The sequence below is a fragment of the Paraburkholderia lebeckiae genome (genome assembly GCF_050436225.1).
GTDB lineage: Bacteria > Pseudomonadota > Gammaproteobacteria > Burkholderiales > Burkholderiaceae > Paraburkholderia > Paraburkholderia tuberum.
The window spans coordinates 1337864-1357842 of the sequence record NZ_JBNDLU010000001.1 but is presented as its reverse complement, the minus strand read 5'-3'; the positions used below and the strand labels follow the sequence as shown (position 1 = coordinate 1357842).

Below are 19979 nucleotides of genomic sequence, written 5' to 3'. Positions count from 1 at the left end.
CTTGTCGACTAGTGGGCCACGGCGGCAGCGCCATGCTCATCGATCAGATGACCGGTATAGAACCGGTCCAGCGAAAACGGCGCGTTCAACGGATGAGGTTCGTTCTTCGCGATCGTGTGCGCATAGACCCATCCCGAGCCGGGCGTCGCCTTGAAGCCGCCCGTCCCCCAGCCGCAGTTGAAATACAGTCCCTTCACATCGGTCTTGCTGATGATCGGGCACGCGTCCGGCGACACATCGACGATGCCGCCCCACTGCCGGTTCATCCGCATGCGGGAAAACACCGGGAACATCTCGACGATCGCCTCGAGCGTGCCCTCGATGATCTGGAAGCTGCCGCGCTGCCCAAAGCCCGTGTACTGATCGACGCCCGCGCCGATCACGAGATCGCCCTTGTCGGACTGGCTGATATACGCGTGGACCGCATTCGACATCACGACCGTGTTGACGACCGGCTTGATCGGCTCCGACACCAGCGCCTGCAACGGATGGCTTTCGAGCGGCAGTCGCACGCCGGCCATGTCGGCGAGCGTCGACGTGTTGCCGGCCGCGACCACCGCGACCTTCTTCGCCTTGATGAAACCTTTCGTCGTGTCGACGCCCGTCACCTGGCTGCCGTCGCGGCGAATGCCGACGACCTGGCAGTTCTGCACGATATCGACGCCGGCCTGATCGGCGCCGCGCGCGAAGCCCCACGCCACCGCATCGTGCCGGGCCACGCCGCCGCGCCGCTGGATCGATGCGCCGAGCACCGGATAGCGGCTGTTCAGATTGATGGTCGGCTCGAGTTCCTTGATCTGCGCGGGAGTGAGAAATTCGGCGTCGACGCCGTTCAGGCGGTTCGCGTTGACGCGGCGTTCGGTGTCGCGCACGTCCTGCAACGTATGCGCGAGATTCATCACGCCGCGCTGGCTGAACATCACGTTGTAGTTCAGATCCTGCGCGAGCCCTTCCCACAGCTTCATCGCCTTCTCGTAGAGCGCGGCGGATTCGTCCCACAGGTAGTTCGACCGCACGATCGTCGTATTGCGCGCGGTGTTGCCGCCGCCGATCCAGCCCTTCTCGAGCACCGCGACATTGCGCACGCCATGCTCCTTCGCGAGGTAGTACGCGGTCGCGAGACCGTGCCCGCCGCCGCCGACGATCACGACGTCGTATTCACGTTTAGGCTCGGGGCTGCGCCATTGCCGCTCCCAGTTCTCGTGATACGACATCCCGTTGCGTAGCAGGCTGAATATCGAATAGCGGCTCATCGTCGGTCCTTTGCGGTTTTGCGGATGCGGTGTAGCGGTTCAACACTCGATGACGTTCACGGCCAGTCCGCCGCGCGACGTCTCCTTGTATTTCGTCTTCATGTCGGCGCCGGTTTCGCGCATGGTGCGGATCACACTGTCGAGCGATACCACGTGCTTGCCGTCGCCCTTCATCGCGAGGCGGGCCGCGTTGATCGCCTTGATCGCGCCCATCGCGTTGCGCTCGATGCACGGAATCTGCACCAGCCCGCCGACCGGATCGCAGGTCATGCCGAGGTTGTGTTCCATGCCGATTTCGGCGGCGTTCTCGACCTGGGTGGGCGTGCCGCCCATCACGGCCGCGAGCGCCGCGGCGGCCATCGAGCAGGCCACGCCCACTTCGCCCTGGCAGCCCACCTCGGCGCCGGAGATCGACGCCGTTTCCTTGTAGATGATGCCGATTGCCGCGGCGGTCAGCAGGAAGTCGACGATGCCGGCGTCGTTCGCCGCATGCATGAATTTCACGTAGTAGTGCAGCACTGCCGGGATCACGCCGGCCGCGCCATTGGTCGGCGCGGTGACGACCCGGCCGCCCGCGGCGTTCTCCTCGTTGACGGCCATCGCGTACAGGTTGACCCAGTCGAGCATCGACAGCGGGTCGCGCAGCGATTCCTCCGAGCGTGCGCGCAAGCGCTCGCACAGCTCGGCCGCGCGACGCTTCACGTGCATCGGGCCTGGCAACTCGCCGTGCACCTTGCAACCGCGCTCGACACACGCGGCCATCGTGCGCCAGATCGCCAGCAGGCCCTCGCGCACTTCGTGTTCGGGCCGGGTCGCGCATTCGTTGCGCAACGTCACTTCGGCGATGGACAGGCCGCTTTCGCGGCACACGCGCATCAGATCGTCGCCGGTGCGAAACGGATACGGCACCTCGGCGTCGGCGCGCCGGCCGTTCACGCGATCGCCGTCGCGATTGACGACGAAGCCGCCGCCGATCGAGAAATACTCTTTCTCGACGAGCAGTTGACCGTTCTCGTCGAAGGCCTGGAAGCGCATGCCGTTCGGATGCACGACGCCCGAGCCCGGCGCGCCCGGCATCAGCTTGCGGAAGAAGCCGACATGTTCGCGCTCGTCGAACGCGACCGGATGCTTGCCGAGCAGCACGAGCTGTCGGGTCTCGCGGATCGCGCGCAGCCGCGGCTCGATCAGCTCAGGATCGAGCCGGTCGGGCAGATTGCCTTCGAGGCCGAGCAGCACCGCCTTGTCGGTGCCGTGGCCCTTGCCGGTCGCGCCGAGCGAGCCGAACAGCTCGGCTCTGACGCGCCGCACGAAGCCGAGCAGATTCGCGTCCTCGATATGCGATGCGAAGCGGCATGCGGCGATCATCGGCCCGACCGTGTGCGAGCTGGATGGACCGATGCCGATCTTGAACAGATCGAAGACGCTGACGTTCATGGCGTGCCTTGTGCGTTGTGTCTTGCGTGTTGCGATGGCCGGAAGCGCTTCGACTCGACTGATGCGTCCGGATGGAATGTGCGTCTATTGCACCGCACGCCGGGCCGGATCGATAGAATAAAAACGGCATCGCAATGGGATGGCGTCGTCAAGTGAGCCGCCACGCGGGTCTCCCGGCGCATTTGCGATGAATTGGGACGCATTTGCGACAGGCGGCCCGATTGCGGCCGGCAATGCTGAAGGTCCGTGGTGCTATCCTCGGCTTCACCGTTTCGGTCAACGTTCGTTCCTCTTTCGCCGTTTTTTTCACCGACCCGCCGCGCGCATGAATTCCGCTGAAACGCTTGCCCCTCCCTCACTCGACACAGCCACGAAGCAGCGCATCCGCTTCGGCATCATCCTGCTGCCGAACTTCACGCTGACCGCATTCTCGGGTTTCGTCGACCTGCTGCGCCTGTCCGCCGACGAAGGCGACTTCAGCAAGCCGGTACGCTGTTCGTGGAGCGTGATCGGGGAAACCCTGGCTCCGGTGCGCGCGAGTTGCGGCATCCAGATCACGCCGTGGGAAACCTTCGAGACCGCCGAGAAGTTCGACTACGTGGTGGTGGTCGGCGGACTGCTGCACTCGGGGCCGGCCGCGAGCGAGGCGACGCTCGCGTTCATCCGCCGCGCCGCCGCCCGCGACGCGACGCTGGTCGGCATGTGCACCGGCGTGTTCTCGCTGATGCGCGCGGGCGTGCTCGACGGCCATCGGATCTGCGTGAGCTGGTTTCACTACTGGGATTTCATCGAGCGCTTTCCGTCGGTCGACGAACAGATGCTGGTCGCCGACCGGCTGTTCGTGATCGACCGGCGGCGCATCACCTGTTCCGGCGGCCGCGCGTCGATCGACGTCGCCGCCGCGATCCTGCTGCGTCATTTCGAAACCGCCACGGTGCAGAAGGCGCTGCGCATTCTGCTCGTCGACGACCTGCAGAAAGGCAACGCGCCGCAGCCGCATCCCCCCGGTCTCGCGCCGGCCTCGCATCCGAAGGTCAAGCGCGCGATCCTGCTGATGGAGCAGCACGTGGGCCGCGCGCTGCCGCTCGACGAACTGGCGGGCAAGCTCGATCTGTCGCCACGTCAGCTCGAACGGCTGTTCAAGGCGCAGACCGGCAAGGCGCCGCAAGCCTACGCGAAGCAGGTGCGCCTGCGCACCGCCGCGTGGTTGTTGACGAGCTCAGACAAAACCGTCGCCGATATCGCGTCGAGCTGCGGCTTTTCGGACGCCTCGCACCTGGGACGGGAATTTCGCAAACAGTTCGGCGTGCCGCCGATGATGTATCGAGAGCAGCGCGGCACGGCGCAGCAAGCCGACGACGGCTCGTGCTACGACGAAACGTTTCCGGGCCGCGCGCAGGCGATCTGAATCCGCGCGGCATGAGAGGCCGCGGCACCCGCTACTCCGGCATGCGCCGCTCGACGCTCGGCGCATGTCCGAACTGCGCGCGATAGGCCTTGCTGAAATGACACGGAGAATGAAAACCGCACGCCGTGGTCACACGCGCGATCGACGCATCGGTATTGCGCAGCAGATCGCGCGCGCGGCGCAGCCGCAAGCTCAGGTAGTAATGCGTCGGCGACACGTTCAGGAATAGCTTGAACATCCGTTGCAAATGACGCTGTGACAGGTTGACGAGCCGGGCGAGTTCGTCGAGCGATAGCGGCTCCTCGACGTTCGCCTCCATCAGCCGCACCACTTCGATCAGTTCAGCGCGCGACAGGCCGATCCGCGCGTCGACCGGAATGTGCTGGTAATCTGTCGAGCCGCGAATCCGCTCGACGATGAATTGCTCGGACACCTGCGCTGCCACCGCGGCCCCCAGCCGCATGCCCACCAGATGCAGCATCAAGTCGAGCGGCGCGGTTCCGCCAGTGCAGGTCAGCCGGTCGCGGTCGATCACGAACAGTTCGTCGTCGAAATGCACGTGCGGATAGCGCTGGTGCAACGGCGACATGTCCTCCCAATGCACGGTCGCGCGATAGCCGTCGAGCAGCCCGGCCGCGAGCAGCGCATACGGACCCGTGCAGATGCCGCCGAGCGGCACGCGGTGCGCGGCCGCCTCGCGCAGCAGCGCGATCACCGCGTCGTTCACATACTCACGCACGTGCCAGCCCGCGCACACGAACAGCAGGTCCGGCATGCCGGCCTCGGCGAGCGTGGTGGTCGGTTTCACCGTGATGCCGTTGCTCGCGCGCGCCGGCTCGCCGTCCGGCGTGATCACCGACCACCGGTAGTGCTGCGCGCGGCCGACGTAATTCGCCATGCGCAGCACCTCGACCGCGCTCGTGAACGCGATCATCGAGAAATTCGGCAGCGTCAGGAAGCCGACGTGCGCGACGGCGCACAGCCGCGCATCGGCTTCGGCGGAGGCGATTGCGTCGCGCTTCATGGACGTCTCGAATCAGGCCGTCAACCGTGTTGCGCCGCCAGCTCGCGGCGCACTTTCATCGCATTGCGCAAACCGGCGAACAGGGGGGCGCGTACCTTGCCCGGCGCCCGGCCGAAGCTCTCGGTGATGCGGTCCAGAATGATCGCCAGCATCACGACCGACATCCCGCTTTCGAAGCCGAGTCCGATATCGAGCCGCTGGATGCTCGCGAGCACGTCGTTACCGAGGCCGCCGGCGCCGACCATCGACGCGATGATCACCATCGACAGCGCCATCATGATGGTCTGGTTCACGCCGGTCATGATCGACGGCAGCGCGTTCGGAAACTGCACCTTGTACAGCAGTTGCCACGGCGTGCAGCCGAACGCCTGTCCCGCTTCGACGATTTCGCGATTCACGTGCCTGATGCCGAGCGCGGTCAGACGCACCGCGGGCGGCATCGCGAAGATCACCGTCGACAGGATGCCCGGCACGCGGCCGAGACCGAACAGCATCGCGGCCGGAATCAGGTAGACGAACGCGGGCATCGTCTGCATCAGATCGAGCACCGGGCGCACGATCATTTCGACGGTGCGGCTCTTCGCCATCCAGATGCCGAGCGGCACGCCGAGCAGGAGACTGATCACAGTCGACGACAGCGTGAGGCCGAGCGTGATCACCATCTGATCCCAGAAGCCGGTGCCATAGATCAGCAGCAGCGCCGCCAGCGTGAACAGCGCGAAGCGCCAGCCGACGCGCCACAAGCCGATGCCGACGAAAAACGCCATCAGCGCCCACATCGGCACGGCCTGCAAACCGTGCTCGACCGCCGCGGCAAAACTCTCGATGACCTTGCCGATCGTGTCGAAAGTCTTCGCATCGTGATCGAGCAGATAGTGAACGCCGTGATCGACCCAGGCGCCAAGTGGAATGACTTCAGACATGGGAACCTCGATGGCGCGTGAGAACGGTCAGCACGTTCGTCTTGTTGACCGAACCGCAGTAGGAGCCGTCCGCTTCGACGACCGGCAGCGGCGCGCGGCTCGCGACCACGCGCTCGACCACGTCGTCGAGCGGCGTGCTGCGGCGGATGCATTCGATCTGGTTGAGTTTCGGCGACGCGCTGCCCGTCGCATCGCGGCACACGAAGCCGCGAATCCGGCGCTCGCTGTCGAGCACGAACGCGTAGTCGGCGCTGCCGTCGAGCGTCGCGGCGACGCTCGACGCGTCGATCTGCGGCGCGTGCATCAGCGGCACGTCGTCGGTCTGCATCAGATCGCCGGCCGTCAGATAGCGGCTCGTGTCGATGCCTTCGAAGAACGCGCGCACGTAGTCGTCGGCCGGGTTCTTGATGATTTCCCGCGGCGTGCCGATCTGCACCACGCGCCCGCCTTCCATGATCGCGATGCGCGTGCCGATGCGCATCGCCTCCTCGAGATCGTGCGACACGAACAGGATCGTGCGCTGCTGCTCGCGTTGCAGATCGAGCAGCACGTTCTGCATCTCCTTGCGCTTGAGCGGATCGAGCGCGGAGAACGCCTCGTCCATGATCATCAGCGACGGGTTGACCGCGAGCGCGCGCGCAAGCCCGACGCGCTGCTGCATGCCGCCCGACAACTCGGCCGGCAGTTTCTGCGCGAACGGTGCGAGGCCGACCTGTTCGAGCACCGTCAGCGCCCGCGCATCGCGCTCCTTGCGGCCGACCCCCGCGACCTCGAGTCCGAACGCGGCGTTGGCCAGCACGCTGCGCTGCGGCATCAGCGCGAAGGACTGGAACACCATGCTCATGTCCTTGCGGCGCAGCGCGGTCAGCTCGGCGCGCGGCACGCTCGCGACATCGCGGCCGTCGATCAGCACTTTGCCGGCGCTGGGCTCGACGAGCCGATTGATCAGTCGAATCAGCGTCGACTTGCCCGAGCCGGACAGGCCCATCAGCACGAAGATCTCGCCCTCGCGAACCTCGAACGACGCGTTGTGGACGCCGACGATCTGACCGGTGCGGGCAAACACCTCTTCTTTCGTGGCGCCGCTGGCCAGCATCGCGAGCGCCTGTTTCGGGTTGCTGCCGAACACCTTGCACAGCCCTTCGACCACGACCTTGGGGGAATTCATCGAATGCTCTCCTCGCTCGCGGACGTCCGTCCGCGCTGTGCCTCCATAGTTGCCAGAAAAAAGTGCGGCTAACCGACTAATTCCGACAACCACATGAGGAAATGCGACACCCGGGTGCGCGGTGAACGCTCGACGCGGCGAGGAAAGCCTTGTGGGAGAAAGGATTGGCGCGGATTGGCCGGCGCGCGGAGCGTGTCGCCACAGAGCAGGCAGCGCTCCCGGACGGCGGCGAGCGCGCGACGTTTGCGGGGTGAACCGGTCAGGAAATCGACACGCCCAGCAAACGCCCGACGCCGAACGTAAACCCCGCCGCAATCAGTCCGATGATGATCTGGCGCAGCGCCGAAAACCCCGCGCTGCGGCCGTTGAACAACGACGTGAACACGCCGATCGACGCGAGCGCCAGCATGCTCAGCACGATACACTGCACGATTGCGCTGACGCCGCGCGTCCATAGGAACGGCATCACCGGGAAAATCGCACCGAGCGAGAACAGGCAGAACGACACGCCCGCCGCCGACCAGGGATTGCCGCCCAGTTCCGCCGGATCGAGACCGAGCTCCTCGCGCGTGAGGGTGTCGAGCGCCTTGTCCTTGTCGCGCATCATCTGCGAGGCCACGCGTTTCGCCTCGTTCGCATCGAGCCCTTTCGCGCGGTAGATCAGCGCGAGCTCGTGCTCCTCCGCTTCGGGCTGTTCTTCGATCTCCTCGGCTTCCTTGGCGATCTGCGTGCTCGCGAGTTCGCGCGCATTGGTGACCGACAGCCATTCGCCGAGCGCCATCGAACAGGCACCGGCGATCAGCCCGGCGAGGCCGGTCAACAGGATCGCCTTGTTGCCGGTGCCCGCGCCGGCGACGCCCATGATCAGGCAGAAGTTGGACACGAGGCCATCGTTCGCGCCGAGAACCGCCGCGCGCAGATCGTTGCCCGACGCGGCGCCCTTGTGCCACGACTCGGCCGCGGCAATGCGCGCGCCGGACGACAGGTTGGCATTGCCGGTGCTCGCGAGCGTCTGCACGACGGCCGCGTGATGATGTTCGTCGGCCGACATGTGGCCCGCGTCGCGTTGGCCTTGATATTTGTTGCGGTCCGCGTATTCGGCGGCGGCGAGCGTCGGCAGCACGAAGTCCGCGCCGCACACGCGCACGAGACCCTTCATCAGACGCGTTTTGACCGCGTGCCCACGGCCCTTCGGTTCGATGCCATTGGCTCTCAGCTTGTCGGCCCACACTTGCGCGTGGCTGTGTTCGGATTGCGCGAGATCCTGATAGACCTGCTTGCGGGTCTCGTCTTGCTCGACCTGAGCGAGCGTCTCATAGAGGGCGGCGCTGTGCAGTTCGTCGGAGAGATTCGCCTTGTAGCGTTTCACTTCATGTTTCGTTGCCATGATCGCGCCTCGCAACTGCCCGGCGCCTCATCAACGATGAATGCCACGCCGGGCGTCCGCCTGTCCGTTACTGGCTGGCAGGCGCACCAACGCCGGCCTTCTTCTGGGCTGCCTGCAGCTTGTCCGGATAGTTCGGATCGTTCTGCGCCGGCTGGTAGCCCGCGTCTTCGAGTTTCTTCAACTCGGCGTTCTTTTTCGCGCGGGCCTGTTTGCGCTCTGCCTTGCGCTCGGCCTTGGTCGGCTTTGGGGTGTTCGTCGTCGCGCCTTCCTGGGCTGCGGCATCCGTCGAGCCCTGCGCGACCGCGAGCGGAATCGTACCGGCCATCAGTGCGACGGCCGAAACCCCCAGCATGATTCGTTTAATGGCGAAGCTCTTCATCACTGATATCCCCTGAAAAAATTGGCAATAACGTACGAATTGCGTCTGCGAATCGTGAACCACACGCCGGGTCGCGCAGCCTACACGCGAACCCGTCAACGGGAGCTTACAGCCAAATAGCGGGATGCGGGTCGGGAGCGTGGACGACCCCTGCGGCCTCGCTTTCAGAATGCTCCGGGTTTCGCCGAGATTGACTCACGAGCAATAGTGGCGTGGATCGATTTCATCATCTACTCGGACCGTCGCTTCGCTCCACTCTTTTCGCCATGAATGAACAAAAAGCCCCGTATAGTCAATGGCTTACGGTGCTTTGCATTTTTCGACCCACAATACAACCCACGTGGGCATCGATGCTCGCGTCTCTCAACCGTCGGGTGGGGCAACGCAATGCCACTGTCCGAACTCCGGGTCGAACAGCCCAATCCCGTCACAGGTTGAAGGGGCGGCAACGACTGCGCCCGCCGCCGTGCGAAGCGCCAGGCCCGCCGCTTCGCGCAGACGCGCCGCGTCCCATTCGTGGATCGCGCTAAGGGTCTCACGCCAGGCGAACAGGCCCGCCTGTTCGTGCAGCCGGTCGATCATCTCGATGGTGGCCGGATCGACTTCAAACCAGGGTGGATCGTTGGCCCAGATGCGTATCGTCCTGGCATAGCGGCCCAGCGCGCCGCCTGGACGCAGCAGGATACGTCCACCCTGCGTCGGCCATCCGGCGTGGATACAGGCGACCAGCCCGCGCCCATCCGCATCGCGAAAGAGACCGCCATCAAAATGCGCAGCGGGCGCGACGTGATATGTCTCGCCTAACTGCGCGAAGCGCGCGGTCTCGATCAGCGCGTCCAGCGGTGACAGAAAACAGAGGATCGCGCGGCCTTCGCCTGCGCTTTCCGTCGCGACACGCAGTTCTCCGCCCGCGTCCTCGTGAACGAGCACCCAGGCTGGCGGTGAAACGAAAAACGGCACCGCGCCCGGGTGCCGGAATTTACCCTCAAGATTCATCGGCTCACGCTTCGCGGGTCGGGCCGCCATCCTCGCGCCCCATCACGATCCACGTCACCGGGCCTTCCTGGCGGTCGCGGCCAATGCCCTCGGGGAACACGTCGCCCTTCCTGAACATGCGCTCCTGGACAAACGCGCCCGGCGATTCGAGCACGCCCCAGCGCCCTGCATACGGGCAGCGCTCGCCGGTCCTGCGCGAAATGTGCGGCTTCTGCACTTCGCCCTGCGGGGCCATCGCCTGTTCACGTCCGAAGTCCGCCAGGTCCTTCGGGTAGAAACGCATCTCGCGATAGCTGCCGTCGTCGATGCCCCATAGCAGCGTCACCAGCCCGGCCTCGAAGGACCAATAGCCGAAAAAACCCGCGTCCGTTCGTTCCTTGTGTAAATCGAACCAATAGCAATCCTTCATACCGCCATACCAGCGCTTCAGGTAGTTGGCCATTGCCTGCTGCTGCGCCTCGCCGTGCGTCTCGGTTGCGCGCAACAGGTCGGCGTAGGGCTTATCGTGGATCAGCGACTCACCCGGTAACGACACGCCCAGGCGGCCAAACAGGCGGCTCACGAGCACGTCCTGGCCGTCCTCGGGATCGGTGCTAATCCACGTGGCGATTGTCGGCACCCACTCCTTCAGGCCGAGCAACACCGCCAGCGAAAGCAGCCACATAACGTACTGGTAGGCGTCGGGTTCCCACAGCTTAAGTTTCGCGTCTGAAAATGCAGCATAGTGCCGCTGAAACTGAGCGAAAGCTCGTGCGGCGTATGCTTCGAGGTCGGCCAAGGGGGCTCCGCCTGAATAACGCTGAATTAGCAATTCGAGTGACTTATAAGCGCGTCGCCAACTCGTTCGCTTTCGTCGCGCATTGTCGATAGACAGGTCTGTAAGCATGGCGTCGATTTCGGGGTCGGCCAAGTTCTTCTCTTTGAAATTGACAGACTGCTCGTAATACACCTCCTGCAATAAAGGCTCGCGACGCCTTTGTTCAAATAATTCACTCATATCGTAGGTCCTTAGCTAGCCGAAATTATTTCGTGGGTATTTTGACTGGTTGCTTATTTGCACCCAGTAACGCATTTCCGCTTTCATCTAACTTTGTGATGTCCACGACGGCACCGGATTCGTCAACAACCATTAGCCACCGTTCATAGCCCATCCTGTCGATGATTTCAGCGTTCTCTTCCCCTACGGCCTTATCCAATCTCGGAATGATCCAATCATCGCTCATCTGCCTTGCTGATGGGTATCCTTTCGAGCCTCTAGTCGTCGGCAGGTCATTTGCATCAAAGTTGCCCCCCGTCCGAAACTTCGTCTCCGTCACGACATAAGGCGGGGGCGGTTCGCCAGGCGGTTTCCGATATACGCCGTCGATACCCCGGCCCGTCGGCTGTTGCTCCAGCAATCGCATCTGACGGTCCGCCGACAGTTCCGACTTGTAGCGCCGCGCCGTCATGAAATCGTCGCTCACCTTCTCGCCAAAGATACCCTTCTGCGCGCGGCTCATCTTCGCCACATCGTCGCGATGCACATTGCTGCTGCCCGGCACCGGCTCCGGCGACTCGGGCAACGGGCCGCCTTGCGCCGCGCCGCCCGTGCCTTCGGCACCGTCTCGCTTCATCGGCAGCACCTTCGGCGGCTCACCGATACCCGAACTCACGCGCACCTTCGGCGGCGTCACCACCTCGGGCTTCGGGGCAGGGACGCCCGCATAGGCCGGATGATACGTCGGCGGCAGCTTGTCCTTCAGCAGCTTCAGTAACGCCTCGTCCAGCTTTGCCAGCGCCTGCGGTATCTCCTTCGCGCAGTTCGCCTGTACCGCGTACAACGCCTTCTCCATGCGCTCCAGTTCCGCCAGCAGCGCCGCCGCCGCGCTTACCTTCAAGAAGGCGGCGCGCGAGCTTCACAAGGAACTGAAACCGGGCTGGAAAAACGAGAAACACGCCGCGCAGTGGATCAGCACGCTCGAGACCTACGTGTTTCCAAAGCTGGGCGGCAAGGCGAAGAGCGACACGCCCGGGCGCACGGCGACATTGCACGGCTTCCGTTCAAGCTTCCGCGATCGGGCCAGCGAACAGGGCTATGCGCGCGACCTTGCCGAGCGGGCGCTCGCGCATACCGTGGCAAACAAGGTCGAAGTTGCCTATCACCGCACTGATTTGATGGAACAGCGCCGCCCGACGATGGGCGCGTGGGCAGCGCATGTGTGTGGAATGGCTGATTGATTGACAGTCCCGGCGTGGCCCGCGTTAGCCGGGGGACGTGTTTCAAGCTTCGCGGGTCGGGCCGCCATCCTCGCGCCTCATCACAATCCACGTTACCGGGCCTTCGCGGCGGTCGCGGCCGATGCCCTCAGGGAACACGTCGCCCTCCTTGAACATGCGCTCCTGGACAAACGCACCCGGCGATTCGAGTACGCCCCAGCGCCCTGCATACGGGCAGCGCTCGCCGGTCCTGCGCGAAATATGCGGCTTCTGCACTTCGCCCTGCGGGGCCATTGCCTGTTCGCGCGCGAAGTCCGCCAGGTCCTTCGGATAGAAACGCGCGTCGCGATAGCTGCCGTCGTCGATGTTCCAGAGCAGCGTCACCAGCCCGGCCTCAAAGGCCCAGTAGCCAAAGAATCCGGCCTCAAGGCGCTTATGGCGATCATGCCAATAGCAATCCTTCATGCCGCCGTACCATCGTTTGAGGTAGTCGGCCATTGCCTGCTGCTGCGCCTCGCCGTGCGTCTCCGTTGCGCGTAGCAGGTCGCCGAACGGCTTCTGGTGTGTCAGCGACTCACCCGGCAGCGACACGCCCAGGCAGCCAAACAGGCGGCTCATCAGCACGTCCTGGCCGTCCTCGGGATCGGTGCTAATCCACGTCGCGATGGTCGGCACCCATTCCTTCAGTCCGAGCAACACCGCCAGCGACAGCAACCACATCACGTACTGATAGGCGTCGGGCTCCCAAAGTTTGAATTTATCATTACTCAACTCATCGTATTTTTTTAAACATTCAAACGTTGTAACCGCATCGGCTCTCAGAGATTGGACATCCTCGCCCGCTGAGTAGCGCACAATCAGAATTTTTAAAGCATCACCCACCCGTCCCCACAGCAACCGAATCTTATGATCCAGCGACTCCTCCGGAGACGCCAACATTTCATCAATTTCAGGGTCAACCAAACCCTCTTTGTAAAATTCCAACGTCTCCCGATAATAGTGCTCGGGAAGTAACGGCTCGCGTTTTGTTTTGTCAAATGGTTGGTTCACGACTATCTCACTGTTCAATATCGGCCACATAGGTTAACGACATATCAATCTAGAGGGACCTTGATTGGTTTGTCGGTGTTGTCAAGCAACGCGTTACCCTTTGAATCCAGTTTCGTGATGTCAACTACCGCGCCCGTTTCATCAACAACCATTAACCAACTTTCGTACTTTGCCTTCAATATTGTACGAGCTTTGATTTGGCCGACGGCATCTCCTAACCGATCACCAATCCATCTGGCGCTCATCTGCTTGCCAGAACTCTTGGTCATCGGCAACTGGCTCGGGCTGAAGTCTCCACCTGTCCGAAACTTCGTCTCAGTTACGACATAAGGCGGTGGTGGTTCGCCCCACGGTTTCATGTACACGCCGTCGATGCCCCGGCCCGTCGGCTGCTGCTCCAGCAATCGCATCTGACGGTCCGCCGACAGTTCCGACCGGTAGCGCCGCGCCGTCATGAAATCGTCGCTCACCTTCTCGCCAAAGATACCCTTCTGCGCGCGGCTCATCTTCGCCACATCGTCGCGATGCACATTGCTGCTGCCCGGCACCGGCTCCGGCGACTCGGGCAACGGGCCGCCTTGCGCCGCGCCGCCCGTGCCTTCGGCACCGTCTCGCTTCATCGGCAGCACCTTCGGCGGCTCACCGATACCCGAACTTACGCGCACCTTCGGCGGCGTCACCACCTCGGGCTTCGGGGCAGGGACGCCCGCATAGGCCGGATGATACGTCGGCGGCAGCTTGTCCTTCAGCAGCTTCTGTAACGCCTCGTCCAGCCTTGCCAGCGCCTGCGGTTTCTCCTTCGCGCAGTTCGCCTGTACCGCGTAGAACGCCTTCTCCATGCGCTCCAGTTCCGCCAGCAGCGCCCGCGCGCGACCAATGTACTCAATCTGGCTGAGCAGCCCTGGGCCTTCTTGATAAGCGACTGCATGCCCTGAAGGAATTCCTTCAGCTTCTTCACCATCGCATCGCCGTAGGCGGCGAAGTGAACCTTCTCCAGCAGCTTGATGATGTTGCCCTTCGTGAAGCGCGCCAGAAAGCCCACCACCTTTTCCAGCACTTCGCCGCCCTTGTCGATCAGCAGCAGGCATACCGCGCGGATCACTGCTGCGGCCTCGTCACCAATCATTGCGCCAACCAGCGACCCCACCGCCGCGCAGATCACCGGACCAAACACCCCCAGCACCGATGCAATCAGGATCACCCATTCCTGCCACTCGGGATGGGCGGCGTTCTGCGCATCGGTCGATTCGCCTTCGTACCGCCTGCCAAGCCGCAGACATACCGCCGCCAGATCGCGTGCGCTCGTGACAATCACCGCACCCGGCACCGTCATGGCCACCAGCATGTCCGTCACGATCACGCTCGTGGGTCTGCCCTCCGCGAATTCTCCCAGCGTCAGCGATTTGAGCCAGTTGTACGTCCCCACCGCTTCGTCCCACACGTCTCCCAGCATGCTCATGCCGTCGCCCCCCGCGCTGCCTGCATCACATCGTTCAAGTCATCGTCTGCGGCGACCGTGTGGATGCTGCTGTGCGAATTCGGGTCGTCGAGATATCGCACCTGCGCACCTGTACCGGCGGGCAGGCCGCTCAGGCGCATGTACCCTTCAGCGTCGAGCGTGCCCCTATGGACCGCGCCGCTGTCCAGTCGCGCGACGTAACTTGCGCCGGGCACGGGTGAGCCATCGGGATAGATGCGCCGGTATTCCAGATCGGTGACAGTTGGTGCAGACCGTGGCATGGATAGCATGGGCGAATTCATCGACGCCTTGCCTTTCTTCTGCACGGTAATGGTCTTGAGGAACAGGTCGCCTGGACCGCCGAGCGTAATGCTGCCGTCCTTCATGTGGATGAACGCACTGCCGCATTCGAGGATGATTTCCTTCGCGGCCGACACCTTGACCTTGCCGTTGACGCTGGCAACGTTCACATCCTTGTCCGCAATGAGGGACATCGGGCCGCTTTGGGCTTGCACCTCGATCGGCCCTTTGGCCGCGAAGATTTTTATCCCAAGCTTCTGCGCGAACATCGACACGAGTTCACCCGCCGCGACCGTGAAGCGCTTCAGTACGCTCCAGTCGGCATTCTTTCCCGCCACGGCGTTGATACTGTCCTGGGCGGCGAACTGCATGCCGCCGCCCGCGACAAGCGAAGCCGACGCGGGCGTGCTCATCAGCAGCCCCGGCTTTTTCAGGCCGTCCAGATCGCCCTTCATCTGCTGCTGGGCGTCGGTGTCGGCAGGCTCGGCCTTGGCACTGCCGGCGGACGCGGCGAGCGCCTTCGCGGTCGCCAGCGCGCTCTCAAGCTGCGCGATGGTTTCCTGCATGTCGAGTTGCTGGCCGGTCGCGGCGGGGCGGTCGTAGGCCGTCAGCATCATTCCCTTGCCTGCGCGATTCACCCCGTAACCCGACGTTCTCGCCTCGAACCCTTCGCCCCGGTATTCCAGCTTGTTATTGACGAGGTAGCCGAGATTCAGTTGCGACTTGCCCGAATGTTCGGTGCTAACCTTCACGCCTTCCTGGCCTTCCCAGTCCTCGAAACGAATCTTGTTGTTCTTCTGCGTGCGGATCATGTTGCGCGAGAGCCAGCGACGGTCATTCGTCACCAGGTCGCGCGCCTGGCTGTGATGGTGGAATGCTGAAATTTCGGGCTTGTCCGGGTCGCCATCGCGACAGGTAATCACGGCTTCGGCATCGTCCAGCGCCGGGAAGTGCATGCCGGTTTGCCCCTTGCCCGCGAACGGTTTCGCCAGGCGCAGCGGCACGCTCTCGCCACCGTTGGGCCACATCTCGAAGTCCGAATCGAAGCGGACGATATAACGCCCGTCCTTGTCGATGTACGAATAGGTGTATTTATCCGGGCTGCAAATCCGCCCGCTGAGTGTGCCGCTTACCCTGGCCCATTTTTCCGGCTCCAGTTCCAGGCCGAAACGCCGGTCGGCGGGGATCGCCCTGAAGGTGTTCGAATAGGGCCTGTCGCGCGCGCCGCTGTGCGTGATCTCGATAATCACCATGCCTTTCGGTGCATCGGGCAATACTTCGTCCGTCTCCAGCACTCGCGCGCACTGCAACGCGAGCACGCCTCCAGCCGTGCAAGGTGCGACTTGAGCACGATTTCGTACTTGACGAAATCTTTCGCGGTCTGCGCCGTCGAGAACCGCGCGATGAATCCCGAGAACTTCCGCAAGATCCCATCGTCGGCCACGATGGAAAACACCGCGTCACGGTTCAGAAAATCAGCGCGCGGTAGCTGCTGCGGGTGGGTCAGTTCGATATGGACAACGTTGGGTTCGCCCATCTTTTCGGTCGCCGTGAACGACACGACCGAGAGCGCCGCCGCGCTATCCGTGCCGGGCACATTGAAGTGATACGCCTGCCGCCCTGGTATGGCTTGCAGTACGCCTTGCAGGTCCGCCATCGGCAGGCCTCCTTGCTGATTGTTTTTGGAGGCGCGGCCCGGTACGTGGGGACTGCAAAAGTGGTGAAAGGCCGCGATGAGGGACTAATTTCGTCCCACAACGCTTTTACCCTGCGAGCCGCCCCGATTCAATCCAGCGAAGTCTGGAAATTTGTCATTTATTGTCAGGGCGTACTGCTAAGCGCTGTCCAACCGGACGCGAGCGTGAACGAGTGTTTTCGGAGGCCTGCGCGACGGCGTCTGGCGCGTTTCCAACGGAAGAAGAGCCCGTTGTGTGCCAAACACGCCAGAGTTGACCGCCGCCGGGTAACGGGGATGGGTGATGATCACCGGATGATCATTGACTTGAACGAATCGCAAATCCGCGCCTTGGACCAGGTGCGCGCTATCCTCGATGGCACCCATACGCTCGACTTTGCTCCGGCAGCAAGCCCCAACGAACGGCGCGAGTGGGTCGCGTCGGTCCTGCGCCGCTTCCGCTACAACCAGCTCGAGCGGCCCCACCGTGGGCTTATCCTGCGCTATGTGCGCCGCCACCCTTTCTGCCGATCGTGCTCTATCTATGAAACGCATCTCTACGCGTGTCGCATTGTTCGCGGGTCTCATCGTCGTGCTTTGTCTCGGTCTCTTCGACCATACTCCGCAAGGAAGCGAGTGTCGCAAATCGGCACCTGCCCACGGCCTGTACACGGCAGAGCTTTGACCGTTGCGATGGATTCCGGGCCGCAGTGGAAGCCCTGAATATGTCGGCAGGCTATTCGATGCAAAAACTGGGAAGCTGCTAGCACAGCGCACGTTCAGCACGCCTGTCCCCGATCTTTTCTGGTCAACGGGTCTGCGATACTCGCTGAATCCGTATTCGCCGCCCCGTTATCTCGGTCCGTCCGTCGAATTTTCCCGCGGAAATGGCGGTGAAGGAGATTCGAGTATTTCGTTACCTCCGTCGTTCTGGGACAAACTGGTCACCGAGCGCCCGCGCTTATAGTCGGCTGCGTCGTATGCCGGTGCCTGTGTCTCACCGTGCTGGAATCAAGGCGCACGCACTTCCTTCCGCGATTCAGTTTTTTGGCATGTCCGCGCCGTCAGGAGTATCTTTTAACCGCGCCGGAAGCGCCAAAAACACCACTCCTCTACAAGACAGGCGCTTCCCAGAGTCCAGACCAGCTCGACAAAGCGCGACGTTTCTAACATGCAACGAAGCAACATCAATCTATCGAGGATGGTGAAACCGTGAAAACAGTCAATCTTTTGAAGGTGCTCGGTATTGCATTGTGCGTGGCAACCGCATCCAGCGCCTATGCCCAGGCGAGCGACGCGCAGGCGCCTGCCGCCACGGCAGCCGCGCCGGCCACGAATGCCCAATCGACGCGTGCGGCGGATCGCAAGCTCGGCCGCGACGTGCGGCGCGCGCTCGGTAAAGCACCGGGCTTCAATGTATCGAACGTGTTCGTGCGGGCGCGCGGCGGCGCGGTGACGTTGACCGGCTCGGTGCCTCAGGGCGAAATGATCCAGCAGGCCGGCGATGTTGCGAAAGGCGTGCCGGGCGTGACCTCGGTGACCAACAGACTCACCCTGAACCTGCCATCCCGCGGGAGTGGCGGGAGCTGAGCACAAGCTGGACGCAACTCAGCGCCGCACCAACCCCACCACATACCTGCACACCTCGGTGCCCGCATTGAAGAACTCGCATTCGACCGGCGCACCGAGTTGCAAACAATCCCCCGCTTCGAGCTGGTGCGTCAGCGCGCCCTCGCGAAACGTCAGCACCCCTTGCGTGACCCAGATCTGCTGATGCTGAAACACGAACGCATCCGACGGATAAGGCACCCTCACCCCAATCGGCAATTCGATTTCGAGCAGTTCCAGCACGCCGCCGGTCGGCGGTGAAATACGCCGCCGCGTATAGCCGGTTTCGGGGTCCTCCCACAGCGACTGGTCCGCATGACGCACGAGCCGCTCGCCGGTCTGCTCGGCGAGTGCGAGCAACGTGGACAGCGTCAGCCCGAACGCGCCCGACAGCCGCCCGAGCACCGTCGCGGTCGGACTCGCCTCGCCACGCTCGATCTTGCTGATCATCGCCTTCGATACACCCGAGCGCTCGGCCAGCTCGGCGAGCGACCAGTTGCGCGCCTCGCGCTCGGTCTTCACGCGCGCGGAAATCGCCTGGGTCAGATCGATGGCGGAAGTTTCGGACATGGCGGGGTCGTCGTTGCGCAAGTGCGGGGCACCTTATCCTCAAAGACCTTCCGACAACCGGCCTTGGTCAAGGCCTCCTGTTGCAACTCAAGGTTCTGATCCTGCGTCGAGACACGGGCATAGCCGATCATCATGGCGTGACAGTGCCCATTGACGAGTTCGTTGCCGCCGGCGGCCGAGATAATTGCCTTCAGTTCCGTTAACTCCATCCGCTCGGTCATTGCTTCATTCCACCGTCCTTGCGGTCTTCATCTTCGGCATCCTGGCACGCGGCAGGTAGTTGTTTCAGTAGCTCTGGTAGCGCCGTTTGCACTGTGTCCCACACCACATCAAGGTTGATATCGAAGTAGCCGTGGGCGATGCGGTTGCGCATCCCGCGCATGCTGCGCCACGGCACTTCAGGGTGCGCCTGAGCGAAGTCGGCATAGCGGTCCATTACTTTCGTGGCGGCCTCGCCAATGATGATGAGGCTCATGACGACGGCCCGCTGGGTGCGCTTGTCCTCAAGGAAGTGATCCTTGGCCTGCCCCTTCACGAAGCTGCAAGCATCGATTGCGGCTTGCTGCATGTAGTCGAGGTAGTCCGGCAAGCGGTTCTCGTTCATACCGGCTGCGCCTCCGCAAGCACCTTGGCCCGGAACTTCTGCGGCAGGTCGGCCGGGGTCAGCAGATCGACGTGGACGCCGAGTAGCGCTTCCAGTTCATCCTGTAACCCCCCAAGGTCGAACAGCGTCGCCCCTGGCAACGCATCGACCAGCAGATCGAGGTCGCTGCCGTCCCGGTCGGTGCCGTGCAGCACCGAGCCGAACACGCGCGGGTTCGCTGCGCGGAAGCGACTCGTCGCTTCGCGCACTACGCTGCGCTTCATGTCGAGAACAACGGACGGTCGCATGGGCATCCTTTCTTATCGAAACTCATCGAGACGATAAGCGATTGAGTCGAGACTCGCAATGCCTTCACCTCCCGTGTCATGCCGGTTGCGTTGGCGGGCTTGCTGCCCCGGCACAGCCTACGCCAAGCTGATTGCCTTTGACGCACCAGCGCCAGGATCAGCGCAGACCAGTTCAGCCCGCTACGACCACTGCAACCGGCACAGCCAGCCAACAATGTCTTGCATAGTGATTTTTCGTCCACTATATTAAACGAAACG

At 63.1% G+C, this 19979-nt stretch carries 19 protein-coding genes and 2 pseudogenes; 3 read left to right on the top strand and 18 right to left on the bottom strand.

The genetic code is table 11. The features are described 5' to 3' along the window. Window positions 1-8 precede the first annotated feature (8 nt). On the bottom strand, window positions 9-1253 hold the full coding sequence (locus tag OKW45_RS06420) for a sarcosine oxidase subunit beta family protein (protein ID WP_429466643.1): 1245 nt from the start codon (window positions 1251-1253) through the stop codon (window positions 9-11). Between the two features lie 39 nt (window positions 1254-1292). After that, window positions 1293-2687, bottom strand: a complete 1395-nt coding sequence (locus OKW45_RS06415) for an L-serine ammonia-lyase (protein WP_429466641.1) — start codon at window positions 2685-2687, stop codon at window positions 1293-1295. A 325-nt stretch (window positions 2688-3012) separates the two neighbouring features. On the opposite strand from OKW45_RS06415, the gene OKW45_RS06410 reads away from it, so the two are divergent. Continuing rightward, the gene (locus OKW45_RS06410; protein WP_184010046.1) at window positions 3013-4095 is read left to right on the top strand and encodes a GlxA family transcriptional regulator; all 1083 of its coding nucleotides are present in this window, start codon (window positions 3013-3015) and stop codon (window positions 4093-4095) included. 31 nt (window positions 4096-4126) lie between these two features. Here OKW45_RS06410 and OKW45_RS06405 read toward each other — a convergent pair whose 3' ends face one another. The 8 genes from OKW45_RS06405 to OKW45_RS06370 all read right to left on the bottom strand — a co-directional run bounded on the left by OKW45_RS06405 (window position 4127) and on the right by OKW45_RS06370 (window position 11804). Further along, a complete protein-coding gene (locus OKW45_RS06405) occupies window positions 4127-5119 on the bottom strand; it encodes a GlxA family transcriptional regulator (protein WP_429466638.1) in 993 nt (330 codons plus the stop codon). A gap of 20 nt (window positions 5120-5139) precedes the next feature. Continuing rightward, on the bottom strand, window positions 5140-6042 hold the full coding sequence (choW, locus tag OKW45_RS06400) for a choline ABC transporter permease subunit (RefSeq protein ID WP_018425081.1): 903 nt from the start codon (window positions 6040-6042) through the stop codon (window positions 5140-5142). Beyond that, the gene (locus OKW45_RS06395) at window positions 6035-7210 is read right to left on the bottom strand and encodes a quaternary amine ABC transporter ATP-binding protein (protein ID WP_018425080.1); all 1176 of its coding nucleotides are present in this window, start codon (window positions 7208-7210) and stop codon (window positions 6035-6037) included. The genes choW and OKW45_RS06395 overlap by 8 nt, the downstream gene beginning before the upstream one ends. Before the next feature lie 259 nt (window positions 7211-7469). Continuing rightward, window positions 7470-8597: a VIT1/CCC1 transporter family protein gene (locus OKW45_RS06390; RefSeq protein ID WP_429466636.1), complete on the bottom strand. Its 1128-nt coding sequence runs from the start codon at window positions 8595-8597 to the stop codon at window positions 7470-7472. Window positions 8598-8664: 67 nt separating this feature from the next. After that, complete coding sequence (locus tag OKW45_RS06385; RefSeq protein ID WP_429466634.1) at window positions 8665-8976, bottom strand: hypothetical protein; 312 nt, start codon at window positions 8974-8976, stop codon at window positions 8665-8667. Between the two features lie 363 nt (window positions 8977-9339). Next, window positions 9340-9906 (bottom strand): hypothetical protein, encoded by a 567-nt coding sequence (locus tag OKW45_RS06380; protein WP_429466632.1) that lies wholly within the window; start codon window positions 9904-9906, stop codon window positions 9340-9342. Window positions 9907-9976: 70 nt separating this feature from the next. Next, window positions 9977-10969 (bottom strand): PoNi-like cognate immunity protein, encoded by a 993-nt coding sequence (locus OKW45_RS06375; RefSeq protein WP_429466630.1) that lies wholly within the window; start codon window positions 10967-10969, stop codon window positions 9977-9979. Between the two features lie 25 nt (window positions 10970-10994). Further along, a complete protein-coding gene (locus OKW45_RS06370; RefSeq protein WP_429466628.1) occupies window positions 10995-11804 on the bottom strand; it encodes a hypothetical protein in 810 nt (269 codons plus the stop codon). Here OKW45_RS06370 and OKW45_RS06365 point away from each other — a divergent pair. Continuing rightward, a complete protein-coding gene (locus tag OKW45_RS06365) occupies window positions 11803-12189 on the top strand; it encodes a phage integrase central domain-containing protein (protein ID WP_429466626.1) in 387 nt (128 codons plus the stop codon). The genes OKW45_RS06370 and OKW45_RS06365 overlap by 2 nt on opposite strands. 42 nt (window positions 12190-12231) lie before the next feature. On the opposite strand, the gene OKW45_RS06360 is transcribed toward OKW45_RS06365, so the two are convergent. The 4 genes and pseudogenes from OKW45_RS06360 to OKW45_RS06345 form a co-directional block, all read right to left on the bottom strand. Continuing rightward, window positions 12232-13218 (bottom strand): PoNi-like cognate immunity protein, encoded by a 987-nt coding sequence (locus OKW45_RS06360; protein WP_204357201.1) that lies wholly within the window; start codon window positions 13216-13218, stop codon window positions 12232-12234. 44 nt (window positions 13219-13262) lie between these two features. Further along, entirely contained in the window at window positions 13263-14057 is a 795-nt protein-coding gene (locus OKW45_RS06355; protein ID WP_429466625.1) for a hypothetical protein, read from the bottom strand. Next, window positions 13964-14677: a hypothetical protein gene (locus OKW45_RS06350; RefSeq protein WP_429466623.1), complete on the bottom strand. Its 714-nt coding sequence runs from the start codon at window positions 14675-14677 to the stop codon at window positions 13964-13966. Before OKW45_RS06350 ends, OKW45_RS06355 begins: the two co-directional genes overlap by 94 nt. Further along, window positions 14674-16634, bottom strand: a pseudogene (locus OKW45_RS06345) (DUF2345 domain-containing protein). The gene OKW45_RS06350 and the pseudogene OKW45_RS06345 overlap by 4 nt, the downstream one beginning before the upstream one ends. A 1230-nt stretch (window positions 16635-17864) precedes the next feature. On the opposite strand from OKW45_RS06345, the gene OKW45_RS06340 reads away from it, so the two are divergent. Next, window positions 17865-18242, top strand: a complete 378-nt coding sequence (locus OKW45_RS06340; protein ID WP_429466621.1) for a BON domain-containing protein — start codon at window positions 17865-17867, stop codon at window positions 18240-18242. 18 nt (window positions 18243-18260) lie between these two features. Here OKW45_RS06340 and OKW45_RS06335 read toward each other — a convergent pair whose 3' ends face one another. The 4 genes and pseudogenes from OKW45_RS06335 to OKW45_RS06320 form a co-directional block, all read right to left on the bottom strand. Further along, window positions 18261-18830, bottom strand: a complete 570-nt coding sequence (locus OKW45_RS06335; protein WP_429466619.1) for a helix-turn-helix domain-containing protein — start codon at window positions 18828-18830, stop codon at window positions 18261-18263. A gap of 14 nt (window positions 18831-18844) precedes the next feature. Continuing rightward, window positions 18845-18964: pseudogene (locus OKW45_RS06330) on the bottom strand (recombinase family protein); the annotation flags it as partial. A gap of 83 nt (window positions 18965-19047) precedes the next feature. Then, window positions 19048-19434, bottom strand: a complete 387-nt coding sequence (locus OKW45_RS06325; protein ID WP_429466617.1) for a HepT-like ribonuclease domain-containing protein — start codon at window positions 19432-19434, stop codon at window positions 19048-19050. Beyond that, on the bottom strand, window positions 19431-19721 hold the full coding sequence (locus OKW45_RS06320; protein ID WP_184010058.1) for a nucleotidyltransferase family protein: 291 nt from the start codon (window positions 19719-19721) through the stop codon (window positions 19431-19433). The genes OKW45_RS06325 and OKW45_RS06320 overlap by 4 nt, the downstream gene beginning before the upstream one ends. Between the last annotated feature and the right edge of the window lie 258 nt (window positions 19722-19979).